Genomic DNA, 14,812 nt, shown 5'->3' on the forward strand with positions numbered 1-14,812 from the left:
ATCACAATGTTTTGGGTTTGAAACGCAGGACAAAATAAGTGCCAATTACAACGGGTAAAACCACATTTAAAAACCACATTAGTGTACTTATAAAAACTACAATCCATTCGTTAACACCTAGCAATCCGAAGAAAAACAAAGAAACGCCGCCTTTTACAGCAAAATCTAAAAATTGAAAAGTAGGTAAGGAGGATGCTAAAAAGTAAACTGCAGCAATGGTTGCAATCATGGTGAAATACGACAAATCCACATCAAAAGCCAAGAATAAAAAGTAATACTGATGCGAAAAAACCAAATACCGACTACAACCTAAAAGGATATTTTGGCGATGAATTTTTTTCGGAATCGAATTGATTTTATGAATCAGTTTTTCTATCGAATAGCCTTTGATAGCAATTTTTTTAATCGAAAATAAAACTAAAATTAAAACAACCAAACCAACAAAAACGATTGCTAAAGTCTGAGCAGTCACTACTGGGTATAAAGTGTTGAAATACAGCAATCCGAAAATTCCAAAAATAACGGTAAGCACCATTTGAATTCCGTTGCAAATCAAATTCAGAAACACGATTTGCTTGGTCTGCTCTTTTTTATAAAACAACGCTTTTCCAGCATATTCTCCCACACCGTTGGGCGTAAAAAGACCAGCAGTTAACGCGGCAAGCACTTGTTTGGTCGCTTCGCCTACAGTAATCTTTCGAACAATTTGAGCTAAGTTCTGCCATTTTAAAATTTCAAAGTAGCGATTTAAAACACTCAACAATAAAATAAAAGTAATACCTAGAAATGATTGGTTTTTTTCAAACAAAGCGCTAAATTTCTTCCAATCGAGCTGGTCATTTTGTACGAGTTGATCGTAAATAAAGTAAAATGCGCCACCAACAATTAAAAGTTTGACAACAAGAACTAGGAATTGTTTAGCTTTGTGAGGAATTGAAATCATGCTGCAAAGAAAAGGAAACTATTGTAAAAAACACTACTTCGCAAGCACTCGCAATTAAAATAACAAAGCATTGCAGAAATTTACATTTTAAGTATTTGTAAACTGTTCATCTTCATTTAAAAAACGCAGTCTAATCCCTCAAAAAAATTGACAAAAGAACGCATTATATTAGGCATCGATCCTGGAACCACGATTATGGGTTTTGGATTGATAAAAGTCGTTAACAAAAAAATGGAATTCTTGCAACTTAACGAATTGCTGCTATCTAAATACGACAATCATTACCAAAAACTGAAAATTATTTTTGAACGCACCATCGAATTAATCGACACGCACCATCCCGACGAAATAGCGATTGAAGCACCTTTCTTTGGTAAAAATGTGCAGTCGATGCTCAAATTGGGTCGTGCTCAAGGCGTTGCCATGGCAGCGGGATTATCCAGAGATATTCCGATCACCGAATACGAACCCAAGAAAATAAAAATGGCGGTAACCGGAAACGGAAATGCCAGCAAAGAACAAGTGGCCAAAATGTTGCAACAACTTCTGGGACTAAAAGAATTGCCTAAAAACCTGGATTCAACTGATGGTTTGGCCGCCGCAGTTTGTCATTTTTTCAACTCAGGAAAAGTCGTCGGCGAAAAAAGTTACACCGGCTGGGATGCTTTTGTAAAGAACAATGAGGATCGAGTTAAGAAGTAACTATTCAGCAGATTTTTAAATATTTTAGTACTATTAATTCGGAATGAAAAAGCATGAAAATATTTTGGTCCCTTAATATGTATTACTAAAAATTAACCTATATGTCCGGCATCTATATACACATACCATTTTGCAAGCAGGCTTGCCATTACTGCGATTTTCATTTTTCGACTTCGATGAAAAAGAAAGACGAGATGGTCTGGGCTATTACCAAAGAAATTAAGCTGCGAAAAATTGAGTTTGTCAATGAGATTGTAGAAACCATTTATTTTGGAGGTGGTACGCCAAGTGTATTGTCTTCAAAGGAGATTAATTTTTTGATTCAAGAAGTCTATGATAATTACGAAGTTGCCGAAAACCCTGAAATCACTTTAGAAGCAAATCCTGATGATTTGTCGCAGGAGCGAATAATTGAATTAGCTAAAAGTAAAATCAATCGGTTGAGTATCGGAATTCAATCTTTTTTTGAAGACGATTTGCAAATGATGAATCGTGCTCACAGTTCGGCTGAAGCTCAAAAAAGTTTAGAACTTGCGACACAGTATTTCGACAATATTTCGATTGATTTAATATATGGAATTCCAGGAATGAGCAATGAAAAATGGAAACAAAATATTGAGAAAGCAATGAGTTTTGGCATTCCACACATTTCGAGTTATGCATTGACAGTAGAGACAAAAACGGCTTTGTATAAGCTCATTCAAGCTGGAAAAATAGGTGCGCCGAAAGACGAAGTGGCTTCAGAACATTTTTCTATTTTGGTAGAAACACTTCAAGAGAAAGGATTCATTCATTATGAGTTATCCAATTTCGCTAAAGAAAATTATTTTTCTAAAAATAATTCTGCATATTGGTTGGGCAAAAAATATCTCGGAATTGGTCCTTCTGCACACAGCTATGACGGTCTTTCTAGGAGCTGGAATATTGCCAATAATAGTTTGTACCTCAAATCAATTGAGGATAATGTTTTACCCAACGAAGTCGAAATTTTATCCAAATCAGATCGGTACAACGAATATGTGATGACTGGTTTGCGAACGATTTGGGGCGTTTCTTTGGATAGAATCGAAGCCGAATTTGGCATGGATTATTTGGATTATTTGAAGAAACAATCGCAGAAATTTTTAAATGATGATTTAGTCGTCATTACTGACACTATATTAAGGCCAACCGCAAAAGGCAAATTTCTGACTGACGGAATTGCATCCGATTTATTTTTTTTAGATGTAAAATAAAAAGTAAGATAGTCAAATGCTTATAAGCATAGAAAATCAGTTTTTCAGAAATTTGTTTAAATAATAACTAAAGCTTTACGAACTTAGCTTTACAAATTAAATTCTCTTTACATTTCTTTCGTTTAAAACTGAATTATGCTAGCAACAATCAACAACTTTCAAATAGACTTATCGAAACCAATTGATATTTCGATTCCGCTAACCAATACCGATGAAAACCCGATCGCGTGGTATATTGAAAAGCCCATTATTGAACCTGTTGTTATTGGCGATTGGATTGGGAAAGTTTCAGACGGAAAATCTTCTACGAATTTTAATAACATCTTCTTTAACCCGCACGGACATGGTACACATACCGAATGTCTAGGTCATATTACAAACGATTTTTACAGCGTCAATCAATCACTGCAACAGTTTTTCTTTTGCGCACAATTAATTTCAATTGCGCCAGAGCAAAAAGATACTGATTTGGTTATCAGCAAAGAGCAAGTTAAAAATAGTTTGTCTCTTGTGAATGCGAATTTTGATAAGATCGAAGCGTTAATCATTCGAACGTATCCGAACGAAAGAGCGAAAAAATCTCGTAAGTATTCCAATACCAATCCGCCTTATTTATCTGAAGAAGCGGCGATTTACATTCGCGAAAGCGGAATTAAGCACTTACTTATTGATTTGCCAAGTGTTGACAAAGAGCACGACGAAGGAAAATTATTGGCACATAAAGCTTTTTGGAATTTAAAAAACGTTGAGAAAGTAAATGAAGATGCCAGATTTGATTGTACGATTACCGAAATGATTTTTGTTTCTGATACAATCGCTGACGGGGATTATGTATTAAATATTCAAATAGCCTCTTTTGAGAACGATGCGAGTCCGAGTAAGCCGGTTTTATACGCTGTACAAACACTTTGAATTTTGTAAATTAATCGATAATTCGTAGTTTTAACTGAGACCGTTAAAATTTAGTAGTTGTAAAGCAAGAAAGAACGAATAAAGTATTCGCAGAGTTAATATATAAAGAAGACTTAAATAGTGGGTGTAAACAAAATGGACATGATGAAAATAAAATTGGGATTATGCAGTATAATTACTGTATTGCTAGTTTCTTGTGGAGATAAAAAACAAGAAGTACAAACAGAAAACACGGTAGTAAAAGATACAATTTCTAGCGAAAAAACAACAAATGAATTAGCAGATTCTAAGGAAGAAAAGTTAAAAAACTTTTTGATTACTGATTTCTTAAAAGACGATTTGAAATTTTTAAAAGAGGACGATCGTAAGTTTCAATACGAAGATATTGACTTGAACGGTGATGGTGTTCCAGAAACATTTGTTCGTTTTTCGTCATCGTATTTTTGTGGTTCTGGAGGTTGTACGTTTTTACTTTTAGACAATAATCAAAAAGTGATTACCAAATTCACGGTAATGGACGCTCCAATTTATATAGATGAAACAGTAAAAAATGGATGGAAAGTCTTGGTTATTAAAGATTACGGTAAAGTGAAAGAATTAGTTTTTGACGGAAAAAAATATCCTTCGAACCCTTCTATGATACAGAAAGCAGCTTACGAATCGCCAAGTAGTGAGGCAGTCATACTTTTTAATAAACCTTTTGCAGAAAGTAAAATAAGTATATTTTAAAAGGAAACGTAATCCTATGTTTATGAATAGTAACCTTACCGTTTCCACCGATAAAAGTAAGTTAGATGTAACTTTTATTCAAAATTTTCTAAAAGATATTTATTGGGCTGCAGGGCGAACAACACAAGAAATTCAAACTACAATTGATGCCTCGGTTTGTTTCGGACTTTATGTGAATGACAAGCAAGTTGGATTTGCGCGAGTGATTACTGATTTTGCTGTCTTTGCTTATGTGATGGATGTTTTTATTGATGAAAGTCACAGAGGTAAAGGATATTCATCGGTGTTGGTTGCTGCTATGATGAAAGAAGTGCAATTAAAAAATGTGAAAATTTGGCGTTTGGCAACGCGTGATGCACATTCATTATATGAAAAGTTTGGCTTTAAAGCTTTAGCACATCCCGAACGAATGATGGAAAAAATTTTGACAAAATGAATTTAGAAATCTTTTACGAATATTGTCTTGGCAAAAAAAGTGCTACCGAACATTTTCCGTTTGATGATACTACATTGGCATTTAAAGTTGGCGGAAAAATTTTTGCATTGTCCTCTCTTTCTCAATGGGAAAAAGGGGAGCCAGGAGTCAATTTAAAATGTGATACAGAACGAGCAGTAGAACTTAGAGTTGAATTTGAAGGCATTAAATCAGGCTATCACATGAACAAAAAGCATTGGAATACTGTTAGCATAAACAGTGATGTGCCGGCAAAGCTTGTGAAGGAATTAATCGATCATTCATACGATCTGGTATTCAAAAGTTTGTCAAAGAAAATCCAGAATGAAATTATAGAAATAGAAAATTAGGCATTACATTTGCTTACAAAAACCAAAAAATTAGCACCTCTGTTACTTTGTAACTTAGCAACTTATACCCTATGAAAGATCAAATTAAAAAATTCTTAAACGAAGAACAAGATCCAAAAGCGATCGAGAAAATCACTTCGAAACTGAATGATTTATTAATGCGCAATGAAGAAGTTGGATACATTGCTGTTCAAAAGAAACCAGCGCTTACCGTTTTTCCAGATAGCATTGTCCTGACGAATAAAAGAATTATTATTTGCAAGCCTAAAAACTTAGGACTTTCAATGGATTTTACTGATTATACTTGGGATGATATAGAAGCCACTTTCGTAAAAGAGAATATTTTAGGTTCAGAATTTTCGTTTTCAACCAAGACAGATTTAACCATTTCTATTGATTATATTCCAAAAATTCAAGCTAGAAAAATATTTACTTACGCTAAAGAGCAATTGGATTTAGTTAAAAATCCTATTATGGAAATCTTCCATGAAACGACTACAAGTTCTGAAGAAAATTATGTAGAATTTGAAGATGTGGTGGATGAAGTGGAGCAGGTAGAAGAGATCGAAACCGAAGAAGTAACTAGTTTTGCTGAAATAATGCCAGTAGTTCCGGTATACACCGAGCCAGCAGTCGCGCCAAGTGCTCCAGTAGTTGCCGACAGAAAACTAAGTGAATTGTCGCAAGATGAATTGTTTGAAAAGCTTCAAAATTATAAAAGATTACTAGATAACGGACTGATTATGCAGGGCGAATATGATGTCTTTAAAAAAGAAATTTTGAGTTATATGTAAGACTTATTTTGTACATAAAAAAGTATTCAAGCAAAAAGTCGGAAGTTGTATGCACAGCTTCCGACTTTTTTATTTAAATTTTATTAAACGACTTTCACTTATCGCGTTCAACTATAAGGTTCGTTTTTGTTTTTCTAAAAATCCGTTGGATTGTAATTCTAATAATTCCTCAGCATTCTTTCTTTGTAAATCGTACAGTTTTTTGTCTTGGGCGATGTCTGCATAGACTATGTCGTGCATTGTCGCACTAGTTTTGACTAATAATTCGCGCTGGTATTTGTTTTGTGTTAAAGTCGCTTTTAATGCCGTTTCTAATTCTTCTTGTTTCAAGTCATATTCGCCTTTAGGAGAAAGTAATTTTGCGATAATTGGCGAAGTTTCAATGGCTAAAAACAAAAGCATAATAAAAAAGGAAGGCAACCATGGCAATTTATCCAACGCATTAATTCGCGCCATTAAACCATCAAACCCTTCGATAATGGGTTGCGTTTCATTAACTTTTTTATCCATATCAGACTGAAAAGTAGCTGCCTGTTTTTCTAAGTCGGCAATCTTCGTTTCGTTGGCTGTCTTTAAAAGTGCCAAATCTTGTAAGGCCGCGTCGTGTTTTTGTCTTTTTTCCGAGTAGACAGGTCCTTTTCCTAACTTTTTGGTTCCAGCAGTTCCTTCTGCTTCGGTTATGTAAGTAGAGTATAAATCGTTAACTTCTTTTTCTTTAGATAAAATATCTGTTTTTAGAATTGCAATTTGCGCTTTGTTTTTATCTAAATCAGTTTTAAAGTAGGTACTAATTTCTTTCTTGTTTGCCAGTTCCATTGCGTTTTTTTCTTTCAATAAGACGGTATTAATTTCTTTTTCGAAAATTTTAATTTCCAAAGGTTTCGAAATTACGATGGCAATAATTACCGCAAGTATAATTCGGGGAGTCGCTTGCAGAAATTCATCCCAAAATCGGTCGCGTTTTTTTATAGTCGAAACAATAAAACGGTCTAGATTAAAAATAAGCAGACTCCAAACTAAGCCGAAAAGCAAAGCAGGATAAATAGAGTCGAATACGGTGAAAAGTGCATAAGCACTGGCGATGAAAGCCATAACGGCAGTAAAGAAAACGGTGGCTCCAATACCCACGTATTTGGTTTTTTCGCCTTGCGAACAATCTTCGAGGAGATCTCGGTCTGCGCCAGAGCACAGCATGAAAAAGTTTTGTAACATGATTGATGATTTTTGATTTGTTGATTTACTATTTCTAGTAAATTTTATTTGATGATTTTGATTGAAGCAAATTTAAGTCCAAAATTTTAATTTGAATCTAATTAGTTGATTTGTTTTAAATTACTACTTTGTAAAATTTGTTTTTAAAACAGTTTTTAGGTTTATTTCGCATAATTGAAACAATTTCAAATGTTAGTTTAAGGTAAAATAGTTTGATATAAAGTAGTGGTTTAGTAACGATATGGTGATCTATAGAGCTGCTTATTTTAACGCAACGCTTCTAGCTTTGCAAATCAAATTAATTAATCTATAAACCTAAAAATGAAAAAGATTTATTTAGTAACAGTACTTTTTTTACTAACGGTAGCAGGATATTCTCAAAAGGGAATAGTGTCGGGAAAAATTTTAGATGGTGAAGACCATTTGCCTTTGCCTGGTGCAATGGTGCAAATTTCTGGACAAAACAAATACACAATTTCTGATTACAATGGAAGTTTCGAATTTTTGAATGCGCAAGAAGGTTCTTTTGAAATTCAGGTAAAATATATGGGATATACGTCTGTTTCTCAGAACATCTTAATCATTAAAGGAACAAATACCGTAGTCAATTTTAATTTAAAAGCGTCCGGAACTGAATTGAACGAGGTGGTTATTGGCGACGCATTAAAAGGTCAAGCAAAAGCACTAAACCAGCAAAAGAATAATAATAACATCAGTAATGTCATTTCTTCAGATCAAGTGGGTCGTTTTCCAGATGCGAATGTTGGTGATGCTTTAAAACGTGTACCTGGAATTACAATGCAAAATGACCAAGGAGAAGCCAGAAATATTATTATTAGAGGATTGGCTCCATCCTTAAATTCGGTAACCTTAAACGGCGATCGAATTCCGTCTGCTGAAGGAGACAACCGAAATGTACAAATGGATTTGATTCCGTCGGATATGATTTCGACTATTGAAGTAAACAAAACCTTAACGCCAGATATGGATGCCGATGCGATTGGTGGTTCTGTAAATTTAATTACAAGAGCTACTCCAAACGGACAACGTATTTCGGCAACTGTTGCGGGTGGTTACATGCCCATTCGTGAAAAGGGAATGTATACGGCAGGACTGGTTTATGGAAATCGATTTATGGATAATAAATTAGGAATGGTTGTGAGTGGTTCTTATAATAATAACGATTATGGCTCAGATAATATTGAAAATGTGTGGTCAAAAGATAAATTTGGTAATGAGTTTTTGTCGAAATCAGAAATTAGACGCTACGATGTACAACGCATTCGCCGTAGTGCAGCCGTTTCTTTTGATTACAAATTTGATGATAATAATACCATTTTTGCAAACGCGATTTACAATTGGAGAGACGATAGAGAAAATCGTTTTAGGACAACTTACGATGATATAAAACCAATTTATCAAGGAGAAACAATCACTGGTTTTCAAGGTAGAGTAAAACGTCAAACCAAAGGTGGAGTAGATAATAGTAGAAATAAAAATGGAAGATTAGAAGACCAACGCGTTCAAAATTATGCCTTGCGTGGCGAGCATTTAGTAAGTTCTAATCTAGATATGGATTGGGCTTTAAATTATTCAGCTGCGAGCGAATACAGACCGAACGAGCGTTATATTGAATTTCGTCAGAAAGGACTGGGAGTAACGCAAGATGTATCAGATTCTAATTTTCCTTTAGTAACAACTACAGGAGAATCGGTAGATAAATTTAAGTTTGATTCGGTTACCGAAAACACCAACGATACGAGTGAAGAAGAAGTGGGAGCAAAGTTAAATTTCAGAATTCCGTTTTCCATTATTCCTTCCGAAAAAGGTCGACTTCGAACAGGTTTGCGTATGCGATTGAAAGACAAATCAAGAGATAATATTTTTTATGCCTACGATCCAATTGATGCTGATTTCGCTACTTTGGGAGTTGTTCCGACTATCTACTTTGATGGTAACAGATTTAATCCAGGTACAAAATATGTGGGCGGAACGTATGCTGCAGCCTCATTTTTGGGCGGACTTGATTTAAATAATGCCAGTTTGTTTAGTAAAGAAACAGATCCTTCGGAATATTTGACGGTTAACTACACTGCAAAAGAACAAATTTATGCTGCTTACATTAGATGGGATCAAGATTTTAGTGATAAATTATCTATGATTGTTGGCGTTCGAGTAGAAGATACGCATATCAATTATACCGGAAATCGTGTAGCAGATGAGGTGACTGTGGAAGATGAAATTACCCACAAAAATAGTTACACTAATGCAATGCCAAGTTTATCATTCAAATACAATGCGACTACTAGTTTGGTTTTGAGAGCGGCGGTAACTACTGCTTTGGCTAGACCTAATTATTATGATTTGGCTCCGTACGTGAATAATATCGCTTCTGACATGGAAATTTCGGCAGGTAATCCAAACTTAAAAGCGACCTATTCTTTTAATTACGATTTTATGGCCGAGAATTATTTTAAGTCTGTCGGTTTGGTTTCAGCAGGAGCATTTTACAAAAACTTAAATGATTTTATTTACAAATACAGCAGTAAAACCTACAGTAATGGTAGTTTTTCAACTGATTTCCCCAATCAAATAAATCCAATTCCGGTAGGAGAAGAATGGAGTTTCGTACAATCTAGAAATGGCGATAAGGTTGCTGTTTATGGGTTAGAAGTCGCTTTTCAACGACAGTTTGATTTTTTCGAAAGTAAATTTTTAAGAGGATTTGGAGTTTATGTGAATTACACGTTTACACAGTCTAAAGCCAAAGGAATTGCAGATGAAGACGGTAATGAGAGAACGGATGTAAGTCTTCCAGGGACAACTCCGCACATGTTTAACGGTTCTTTGTTCTGGGAAAACAAACGCTTCTCGGCTCGTATTTCGACCAATTTCACGTCTGATTATTTAGATGTTTTAGGCGCCGACAGGCATCAAGATTCATATTATGACAAACAGTTTTTTGTAGATGCAAATGCGTCGTATAAAATTACAACGAACTTGCGTCTTTTTGCAGAAGCAAATAATTTAACCAATCAGCCGTTGCGTTATTATCAAGGATCAAAAGCACATACGCAGCAAGTAGAATACTATCAAGGGCGTTATAATTTTGGTTTGAAATTGGATTTTTAATTATACTTTTTAATAAAATAAATAAACAGAATGGGATATAAAATCCAGTTCTGTTTTTATAAATCATAGAAATGAAAAAAATAGTTTACATTTTTTTATCAGTATTGCTTTTTCAAGGAGCAGCCGCACAACAAACAAAAAATAGAGAATTATCGGGTTATACGGAAGGCTATAATCCCGAATTGCAAAAGATAGACAGGAGTCTTAATTTTTTATTAATGGGAGATTTTGGTCGTTACGGTCAATTTTATCAAAAAGAAGTAGCGACTCAGATGGGAAAAGCAGCCGCTACAATTGAATCTGAATTTGTGATTAGCGTGGGCGATAATTTTTATCCAAATGGCGTACAAAGTACTACCGATTATTCGTGGAAGGCTTCTTTTGAAAATGTTTACACCGATTATAGTTTGCAAACCGATTGGTTCGTGACTTTAGGAAACCACGATCACCGAGGAAAAGTGCAAGCGCAAATCGACTACTCAGATGTTAGTCGTCGCTGGCACATGCCTTCCACTTATTTTAAAAAGGAATTTGATTTAGAAGATGGCAATAAAGTTTTGGTTTTATTTATGGATACCTCTCCCTTTATAGACAAATATTACGAGGTAGATTCTGGTATGAGTGAATCGATGAGAGCGCAAGATACAACTGCTCAAAAAAAGTGGTTGCTCAAGGAATTGGCTACGACGGATAAAAAAGTGACGTGGAAAATTGTAGTCGGTCACCATCCATTGTACAGTGGCGGAAAGCGTAAAAACAGCAAAGAGACTAAGAGTTTTGAAAACAAGTTTGCTGCTATTTTTGATACTAACAAAGTAGATGCTTATTTCTGCGGACACGAACACGATTTGCAAATTATAAAACCAAAAGGAAGGTATACGACGCAGTTTTTGTCTGGTTCAGCCTGCACCGTGCGTCCGAGTGGGGCGAGAGAGGGGACGTTGTTTTTTGCAGAAAAAGCTGGTTTTATGACATTTGCCGTATCCAACTCTAAACTACTGGCACAAGTAGTGGATGACGACGGGAAGATATTATTTAGAACTCAAATCGATAAGAAATAATGATGAAAATTTCAAGTAAAATAGCCCTTGCATTTGGACTAATTTCTCTCGTTTCCTGCAGCGATAAACTCGTGCCCGTTCAGGAAGATGCGTTGAAGCCAATAGTTATAACCGAAAAGTTACCGCACGATACTGATGATCCTGCAATTTGGATTCATCCGACGGATCCTTCAAAAAGTATTGTTATTGGTACAGATAAAGATACCAATGGTGGTTTGTATGCTTTTGATTTAGGCGGAATAATTGTGGGCAAATCAAAAGTTTTAAAACGTCCGAATAATGTAGATATTGCTTATGGATTGGTTTTAAATGGAAAAAAAGTAGACATTGCTGTAACGACAGAACGTGAAACGAGTAAAATTAGAGTTTTTAGTTTGCCTGATTTGAAACCGCTTGATGATGGTGGAATTTCAGTTTTTGATGGCGAAGAATTGTGCGCTCCGATGGGAATTGCTTTATACACCAGACCGGAAGATCAATCTATTTTTGCAATTGTAGGAAGAAAAGACGGGCCGTCGGAAACGTATCTGTGGCAATATGAATTGTCCGATAATGGAAGAGGAATTGTAGGTGGAAAAGTAGTACGAAAATTTGGAAAGTATAGCGGTAAAAAAGAAATTGAAGCTATTGCAGTAGATAACGAATTGGGATACGTTTATTATTGTGATGAGCAATTCGGAATCAGAAAATACTATGCGAATCCGGCATTAAATGACAATCAAGAACTGGCTCTTTTTGGACAAGGTGATTTTAAGTCGGATAATGAAGGAATTGCTATTTACAAAAAATCAGTAACAGAAGGCTATATTTTGGTTTCCAATCAACAGGCTAATACATTTATGGTATATCCAAGGGAAGGAGTAAGTGGAAATACAAACTCCTATCCATTAGTGGCCGAAATTCCTACTTCAACAATTGAATGTGATGGTGTAGAGGTTACCAATGTAAATTTAGGAGGAAGTTTCGCCAACGGCTTGTTTGTGGCCATGAGTAACGGAATGACTTTTCAGTATTACAGTTGGGATTCAATACAAGAGTTAATCGATGTGCAGAAAAAATAGCTTAATGAAAACAATAAACATAAAAAAAAGCTGTTCTTGAGAACAGCTTTTTTTTGTTGAATTAGTAAGCAACGTTTATAGTAAAGGTGCGCCAGCCATTATTTCAGGATTGGCAAATTCTTCAAATTTGGCAAAATTAGCTTTGAATTTCTGAGCTAATTCTACCGCTTTACTGTCGTATAAGTCTTTATCTTCCCAGGTATTTCTAGGATTTAATATCTCACTTGGAACATCTGGACATGTCATTGGTTTTGCAATTCCAAATACAGCGCAGTTTTCAAAATTAACTTTTTCTAATTCTCCATTCAACGCCGCAGTAATCATGGCGCGGGTATATTTTAACTTCATACGGCTTCCGGTACCGTAAGGTCCACCAGTCCAACCGGTATTAATAAGCCATACTTTAACATTAGTGTCTTTTATTTTTTGACTCAACATTTCTGCGTAGCGAGTGGGATGTAGTGGCATAAATGGTGCTCCAAAACAAGCAGAAAAGTTTGGTTGTGGCTCCGTAACTCCTGCCTCTGTTCCTGCTACTTTTGCAGTATAGCCTGAAATAAAATGGTAAGCCGCTTGACCCGGAGTTAATTTTGATATCGGAGGTAAAATTCCGAATGAATCGGCTGTTAAGAAAAATATATTTTTTGGATTAGTTCCAATAGAACCGGGCTGTATGTTGTCAATATGATAAATTGGGTAGCTTACGCGAGTGTTTTGTGTAATCGAAACATCTTCATAATCTACGTCATTTGTTCCTTCTTTAAAAACTACATTTTCTAAAATAGATCCTTTTTTAATGGCTTTAAAAATCTCTGGTTCGTTCTCTTCACAAAGGTTAATTACTTTGGCGTAACACCCACCTTCAAAATTAAAAACGGTATTTTCCTTAGTCCACCCGTGTTCATCATCTCCAATTAATTTACGGTTTGGATCTGCCGATAAAGTGGTTTTTCCAGTCCCTGATAATCCGAAGAAAATCGCAGTATCTTCTGCTTCTCCAACGTTAGCACTACAGTGCATTGGAAGCGCATTTTTAAAGACAGGTAAAATAAAGTTCAAAGCAGAGAAAATTCCTTTTTTAATTTCTCCTGTATATCCTGTTCCGCCAATTAAAGCGATTTTTTTAGTAAAATCTAAAATTGCAAAATTACTTTGGCGCGTACCATCTACAGTCGGATCAGCCATAAAAGAAGGAACGCAAACTACAGTCCATTCTGGAACAAAGTTTTCTAACTCACTTGTCTCTGGGCGCAAGAACATATTGTAGCAAAATAAATTTGACCACGCAGTTTCGGTTACTACACGCACATTTAATCGGTAATTAGGATCAGCACAAACATAAGAATCTCTTACAAAAACTTCTTTGTTAGATAAGTAGTCACAAACCTTACTGTATAATTTTTCAAAAGCCTCTGGTGAAAAAGGAATATTTACATTTCCCCACCAAACTTCTTTTTCTGTAATGGCATCTTTTACGATAAAACGATCTAAAGGAGAACGACCTGTAAATTCACCAGTATTAATTGCCAAAGCACCCGAAGAGCTTTCGATGCCTTGTCCTGAATCGAGCGTAATTTGATGCAATTCCTCTGGAGTTAGCTGATAGTGAACGGTTGCATTCTTAATTCCTAAGTCATTTAACGAAATCGATTTCGCTGAAAGTGTATGATTGTCCATAAAAATTTAAGTTGTGTGTTTAATTCTAATCACAGCAAAGATAAATATTTATTTGTAAGGCCGTTTTAAAAACTTGAATTTTGTGATTTTTTGTTAAATAAATCAATAAATAAGAAAAACCACGACAAAATTAACAATAAACCACCAACAGGTGTGATGAATCCGATTATTTTAAAGTCAAATGAAGTTAGAGAATTAGTCGCTAAAAGATAAATGGATCCCGAAAATAATGCAATTCCTATTACTGCTAATGTAAAAATAGTCTTTCTCTTTTTTTCTGATAGCGGTTTGTAGGTTGCAACAAAAAGTAAAAATAAGGCGTGATACATTTGGTAACGGACTCCAGTTTCAAAAGTGGTTAATTGTTCTGAGGTTAACACTGATTTTAAGGCATGAGCACCGAAAGCACCTAAAATAATCGAAACCATTCCTAAAAATACAGCCGTAAGTAAGATCTTTTTTTCCATTTTAATACGTAGATTGTGTCCCACAAAAGTAAGCCGAATTGGCTGAAGAAGAAAGGTTTTTCGCCTTTTGTTTGTTTTGTTTT

The 14,812-nt window shown here is 35.2% G+C and carries 14 protein-coding genes; 10 read left to right on the forward strand and 4 right to left on the reverse strand.

Features of this window, described 5'->3' with window-relative positions; genetic code table 11:
• Nucleotide 1: 1 nt before the first annotated feature.
• A complete protein-coding gene (locus tag AP058_RS15080) occupies nucleotides 2–943 on the reverse strand; it encodes a lysylphosphatidylglycerol synthase domain-containing protein (RefSeq protein WP_066312712.1) in 942 nt (313 codons plus the stop codon).
• Nucleotides 944–1,090: 147 nt separating this feature from the next.
• Between AP058_RS15080 and ruvC the strand changes: the two genes are divergently transcribed.
• From ruvC to AP058_RS15115, 7 genes are all read left to right on the forward strand, one after another.
• Nucleotides 1,091–1,645 (forward strand): crossover junction endodeoxyribonuclease RuvC, encoded by a 555-nt coding sequence (gene ruvC / locus AP058_RS15085; RefSeq protein WP_082706671.1) that lies wholly within the window; start codon nucleotides 1,091–1,093, stop codon nucleotides 1,643–1,645.
• A 101-nt stretch (nucleotides 1,646–1,746) separates the two neighbouring features.
• Entirely contained in the window at nucleotides 1,747–2,880 is a 1,134-nt protein-coding gene (hemW, locus tag AP058_RS15090; RefSeq protein WP_066312715.1) for a radical SAM family heme chaperone HemW, read from the forward strand.
• A 135-nt stretch (nucleotides 2,881–3,015) separates the two neighbouring features.
• On the forward strand, nucleotides 3,016–3,792 hold the full coding sequence (locus AP058_RS15095; RefSeq protein ID WP_066312717.1) for a cyclase family protein: 777 nt from the start codon (nucleotides 3,016–3,018) through the stop codon (nucleotides 3,790–3,792).
• A 141-nt stretch (nucleotides 3,793–3,933) separates the two neighbouring features.
• Nucleotides 3,934–4,521 (forward strand): hypothetical protein, encoded by a 588-nt coding sequence (locus tag AP058_RS15100; protein ID WP_157492742.1) that lies wholly within the window; start codon nucleotides 3,934–3,936, stop codon nucleotides 4,519–4,521.
• Between the two features lie 22 nt (nucleotides 4,522–4,543).
• Nucleotides 4,544–4,957, forward strand: coding sequence for a GNAT family N-acetyltransferase (locus AP058_RS15105; RefSeq protein ID WP_066312720.1), 414 nt, complete (start codon nucleotides 4,544–4,546; stop codon nucleotides 4,955–4,957).
• Nucleotides 4,954–5,325 carry an MmcQ/YjbR family DNA-binding protein gene (locus AP058_RS15110; RefSeq protein ID WP_066312725.1) on the forward strand — a complete coding sequence of 124 codons (372 nt, stop codon included), beginning with the start codon at nucleotides 4,954–4,956 and terminating at the stop codon, nucleotides 5,323–5,325. Before AP058_RS15105 ends, AP058_RS15110 begins: the two co-directional genes overlap by 4 nt.
• A 71-nt stretch (nucleotides 5,326–5,396) precedes the next feature.
• Entirely contained in the window at nucleotides 5,397–6,119 is a 723-nt protein-coding gene (locus tag AP058_RS15115; RefSeq protein WP_066312727.1) for a PH domain-containing protein, read from the forward strand.
• 111 nt (nucleotides 6,120–6,230) lie between these two features.
• On the opposite strand, the gene AP058_RS15120 is transcribed toward AP058_RS15115, so the two are convergent.
• Nucleotides 6,231–7,331, reverse strand: coding sequence for a DUF4407 domain-containing protein (locus AP058_RS15120; protein ID WP_066312729.1), 1,101 nt, complete (start codon nucleotides 7,329–7,331; stop codon nucleotides 6,231–6,233).
• Between the two features lie 321 nt (nucleotides 7,332–7,652).
• On the opposite strand from AP058_RS15120, the gene AP058_RS15125 reads away from it, so the two are divergent.
• The 3 genes from AP058_RS15125 to AP058_RS15135 all read left to right on the forward strand — a co-directional run bounded on the left by AP058_RS15125 (nucleotide 7,653) and on the right by AP058_RS15135 (nucleotide 12,585).
• Nucleotides 7,653–10,463 carry a TonB-dependent receptor gene (locus AP058_RS15125; RefSeq protein ID WP_066312734.1) on the forward strand — a complete coding sequence of 937 codons (2,811 nt, stop codon included), beginning with the start codon at nucleotides 7,653–7,655 and terminating at the stop codon, nucleotides 10,461–10,463.
• A 71-nt stretch (nucleotides 10,464–10,534) separates the two neighbouring features.
• Nucleotides 10,535–11,524: a metallophosphoesterase gene (locus tag AP058_RS15130; RefSeq protein WP_066312736.1), complete on the forward strand. Its 990-nt coding sequence runs from the start codon at nucleotides 10,535–10,537 to the stop codon at nucleotides 11,522–11,524.
• Between the two features lie 2 nt (nucleotides 11,525–11,526).
• Nucleotides 11,527–12,585, forward strand: coding sequence for a phytase (locus AP058_RS15135; RefSeq protein ID WP_066313536.1), 1,059 nt, complete (start codon nucleotides 11,527–11,529; stop codon nucleotides 12,583–12,585).
• A 75-nt stretch (nucleotides 12,586–12,660) separates the two neighbouring features.
• Here the strand turns inward: AP058_RS15135 and pckA are convergent, their stop codons facing one another.
• Together pckA and AP058_RS15145 are read right to left on the reverse strand one after the other, a co-directional pair.
• The gene (gene pckA / locus AP058_RS15140; RefSeq protein WP_066312739.1) at nucleotides 12,661–14,262 is read right to left on the reverse strand and encodes a phosphoenolpyruvate carboxykinase (ATP); all 1,602 of its coding nucleotides are present in this window, start codon (nucleotides 14,260–14,262) and stop codon (nucleotides 12,661–12,663) included.
• Between the two features lie 65 nt (nucleotides 14,263–14,327).
• Nucleotides 14,328–14,729 carry a DUF423 domain-containing protein gene (locus AP058_RS15145; protein ID WP_066312740.1) on the reverse strand — a complete coding sequence of 134 codons (402 nt, stop codon included), beginning with the start codon at nucleotides 14,727–14,729 and terminating at the stop codon, nucleotides 14,328–14,330.
• Nucleotides 14,730–14,812 lie beyond the last annotated feature (83 nt).

This window comes from Flavobacterium sp. TAB 87, assembly GCF_001529295.1.
In the GTDB taxonomy this organism is placed as follows: domain Bacteria; phylum Bacteroidota; class Bacteroidia; order Flavobacteriales; family Flavobacteriaceae; genus Flavobacterium.

What these genes read in the sequence shown, in the direction of transcription:
- hemW (WP_066312715.1), top strand. Translation starts at nt 1,747, where the DNA reads ATGTCCGGCATCTATATACACATACCATTTTGCAAGCAGGCTTGCCAT.
- AP058_RS15080 (WP_066312712.1), bottom strand. Translation starts at nt 943, where the DNA reads ATGATTTCAATTCCTCACAAAGCTAAACAATTCCTAGTTCTTGTTGTC.
- AP058_RS15130 (WP_066312736.1), top strand. Translation starts at nt 10,535, where the DNA reads ATGAAAAAAATAGTTTACATTTTTTTATCAGTATTGCTTTTTCAAGGA.
- AP058_RS15125 (WP_066312734.1), top strand. Translation starts at nt 7,653, where the DNA reads ATGAAAAAGATTTATTTAGTAACAGTACTTTTTTTACTAACGGTAGCA.
- AP058_RS15120 (WP_066312729.1), bottom strand. Translation starts at nt 7,331, where the DNA reads ATGTTACAAAACTTTTTCATGCTGTGCTCTGGCGCAGACCGAGATCTC.
- pckA (WP_066312739.1), bottom strand. Translation starts at nt 14,262, where the DNA reads ATGGACAATCATACACTTTCAGCGAAATCGATTTCGTTAAATGACTTA.
- AP058_RS15105 (WP_066312720.1), top strand. Translation starts at nt 4,544, where the DNA reads ATGAATAGTAACCTTACCGTTTCCACCGATAAAAGTAAGTTAGATGTA.
- AP058_RS15110 (WP_066312725.1), top strand. Translation starts at nt 4,954, where the DNA reads ATGAATTTAGAAATCTTTTACGAATATTGTCTTGGCAAAAAAAGTGCT.
- AP058_RS15135 (WP_066313536.1), top strand. Translation starts at nt 11,527, where the DNA reads ATGAAAATTTCAAGTAAAATAGCCCTTGCATTTGGACTAATTTCTCTC.
- AP058_RS15095 (WP_066312717.1), top strand. Translation starts at nt 3,016, where the DNA reads ATGCTAGCAACAATCAACAACTTTCAAATAGACTTATCGAAACCAATT.
- AP058_RS15145 (WP_066312740.1), bottom strand. Translation starts at nt 14,729, where the DNA reads ATGGAAAAAAAGATCTTACTTACGGCTGTATTTTTAGGAATGGTTTCG.
- AP058_RS15100 (WP_157492742.1), top strand. Translation starts at nt 3,934, where the DNA reads ATGATGAAAATAAAATTGGGATTATGCAGTATAATTACTGTATTGCTA.
- AP058_RS15115 (WP_066312727.1), top strand. Translation starts at nt 5,397, where the DNA reads ATGAAAGATCAAATTAAAAAATTCTTAAACGAAGAACAAGATCCAAAA.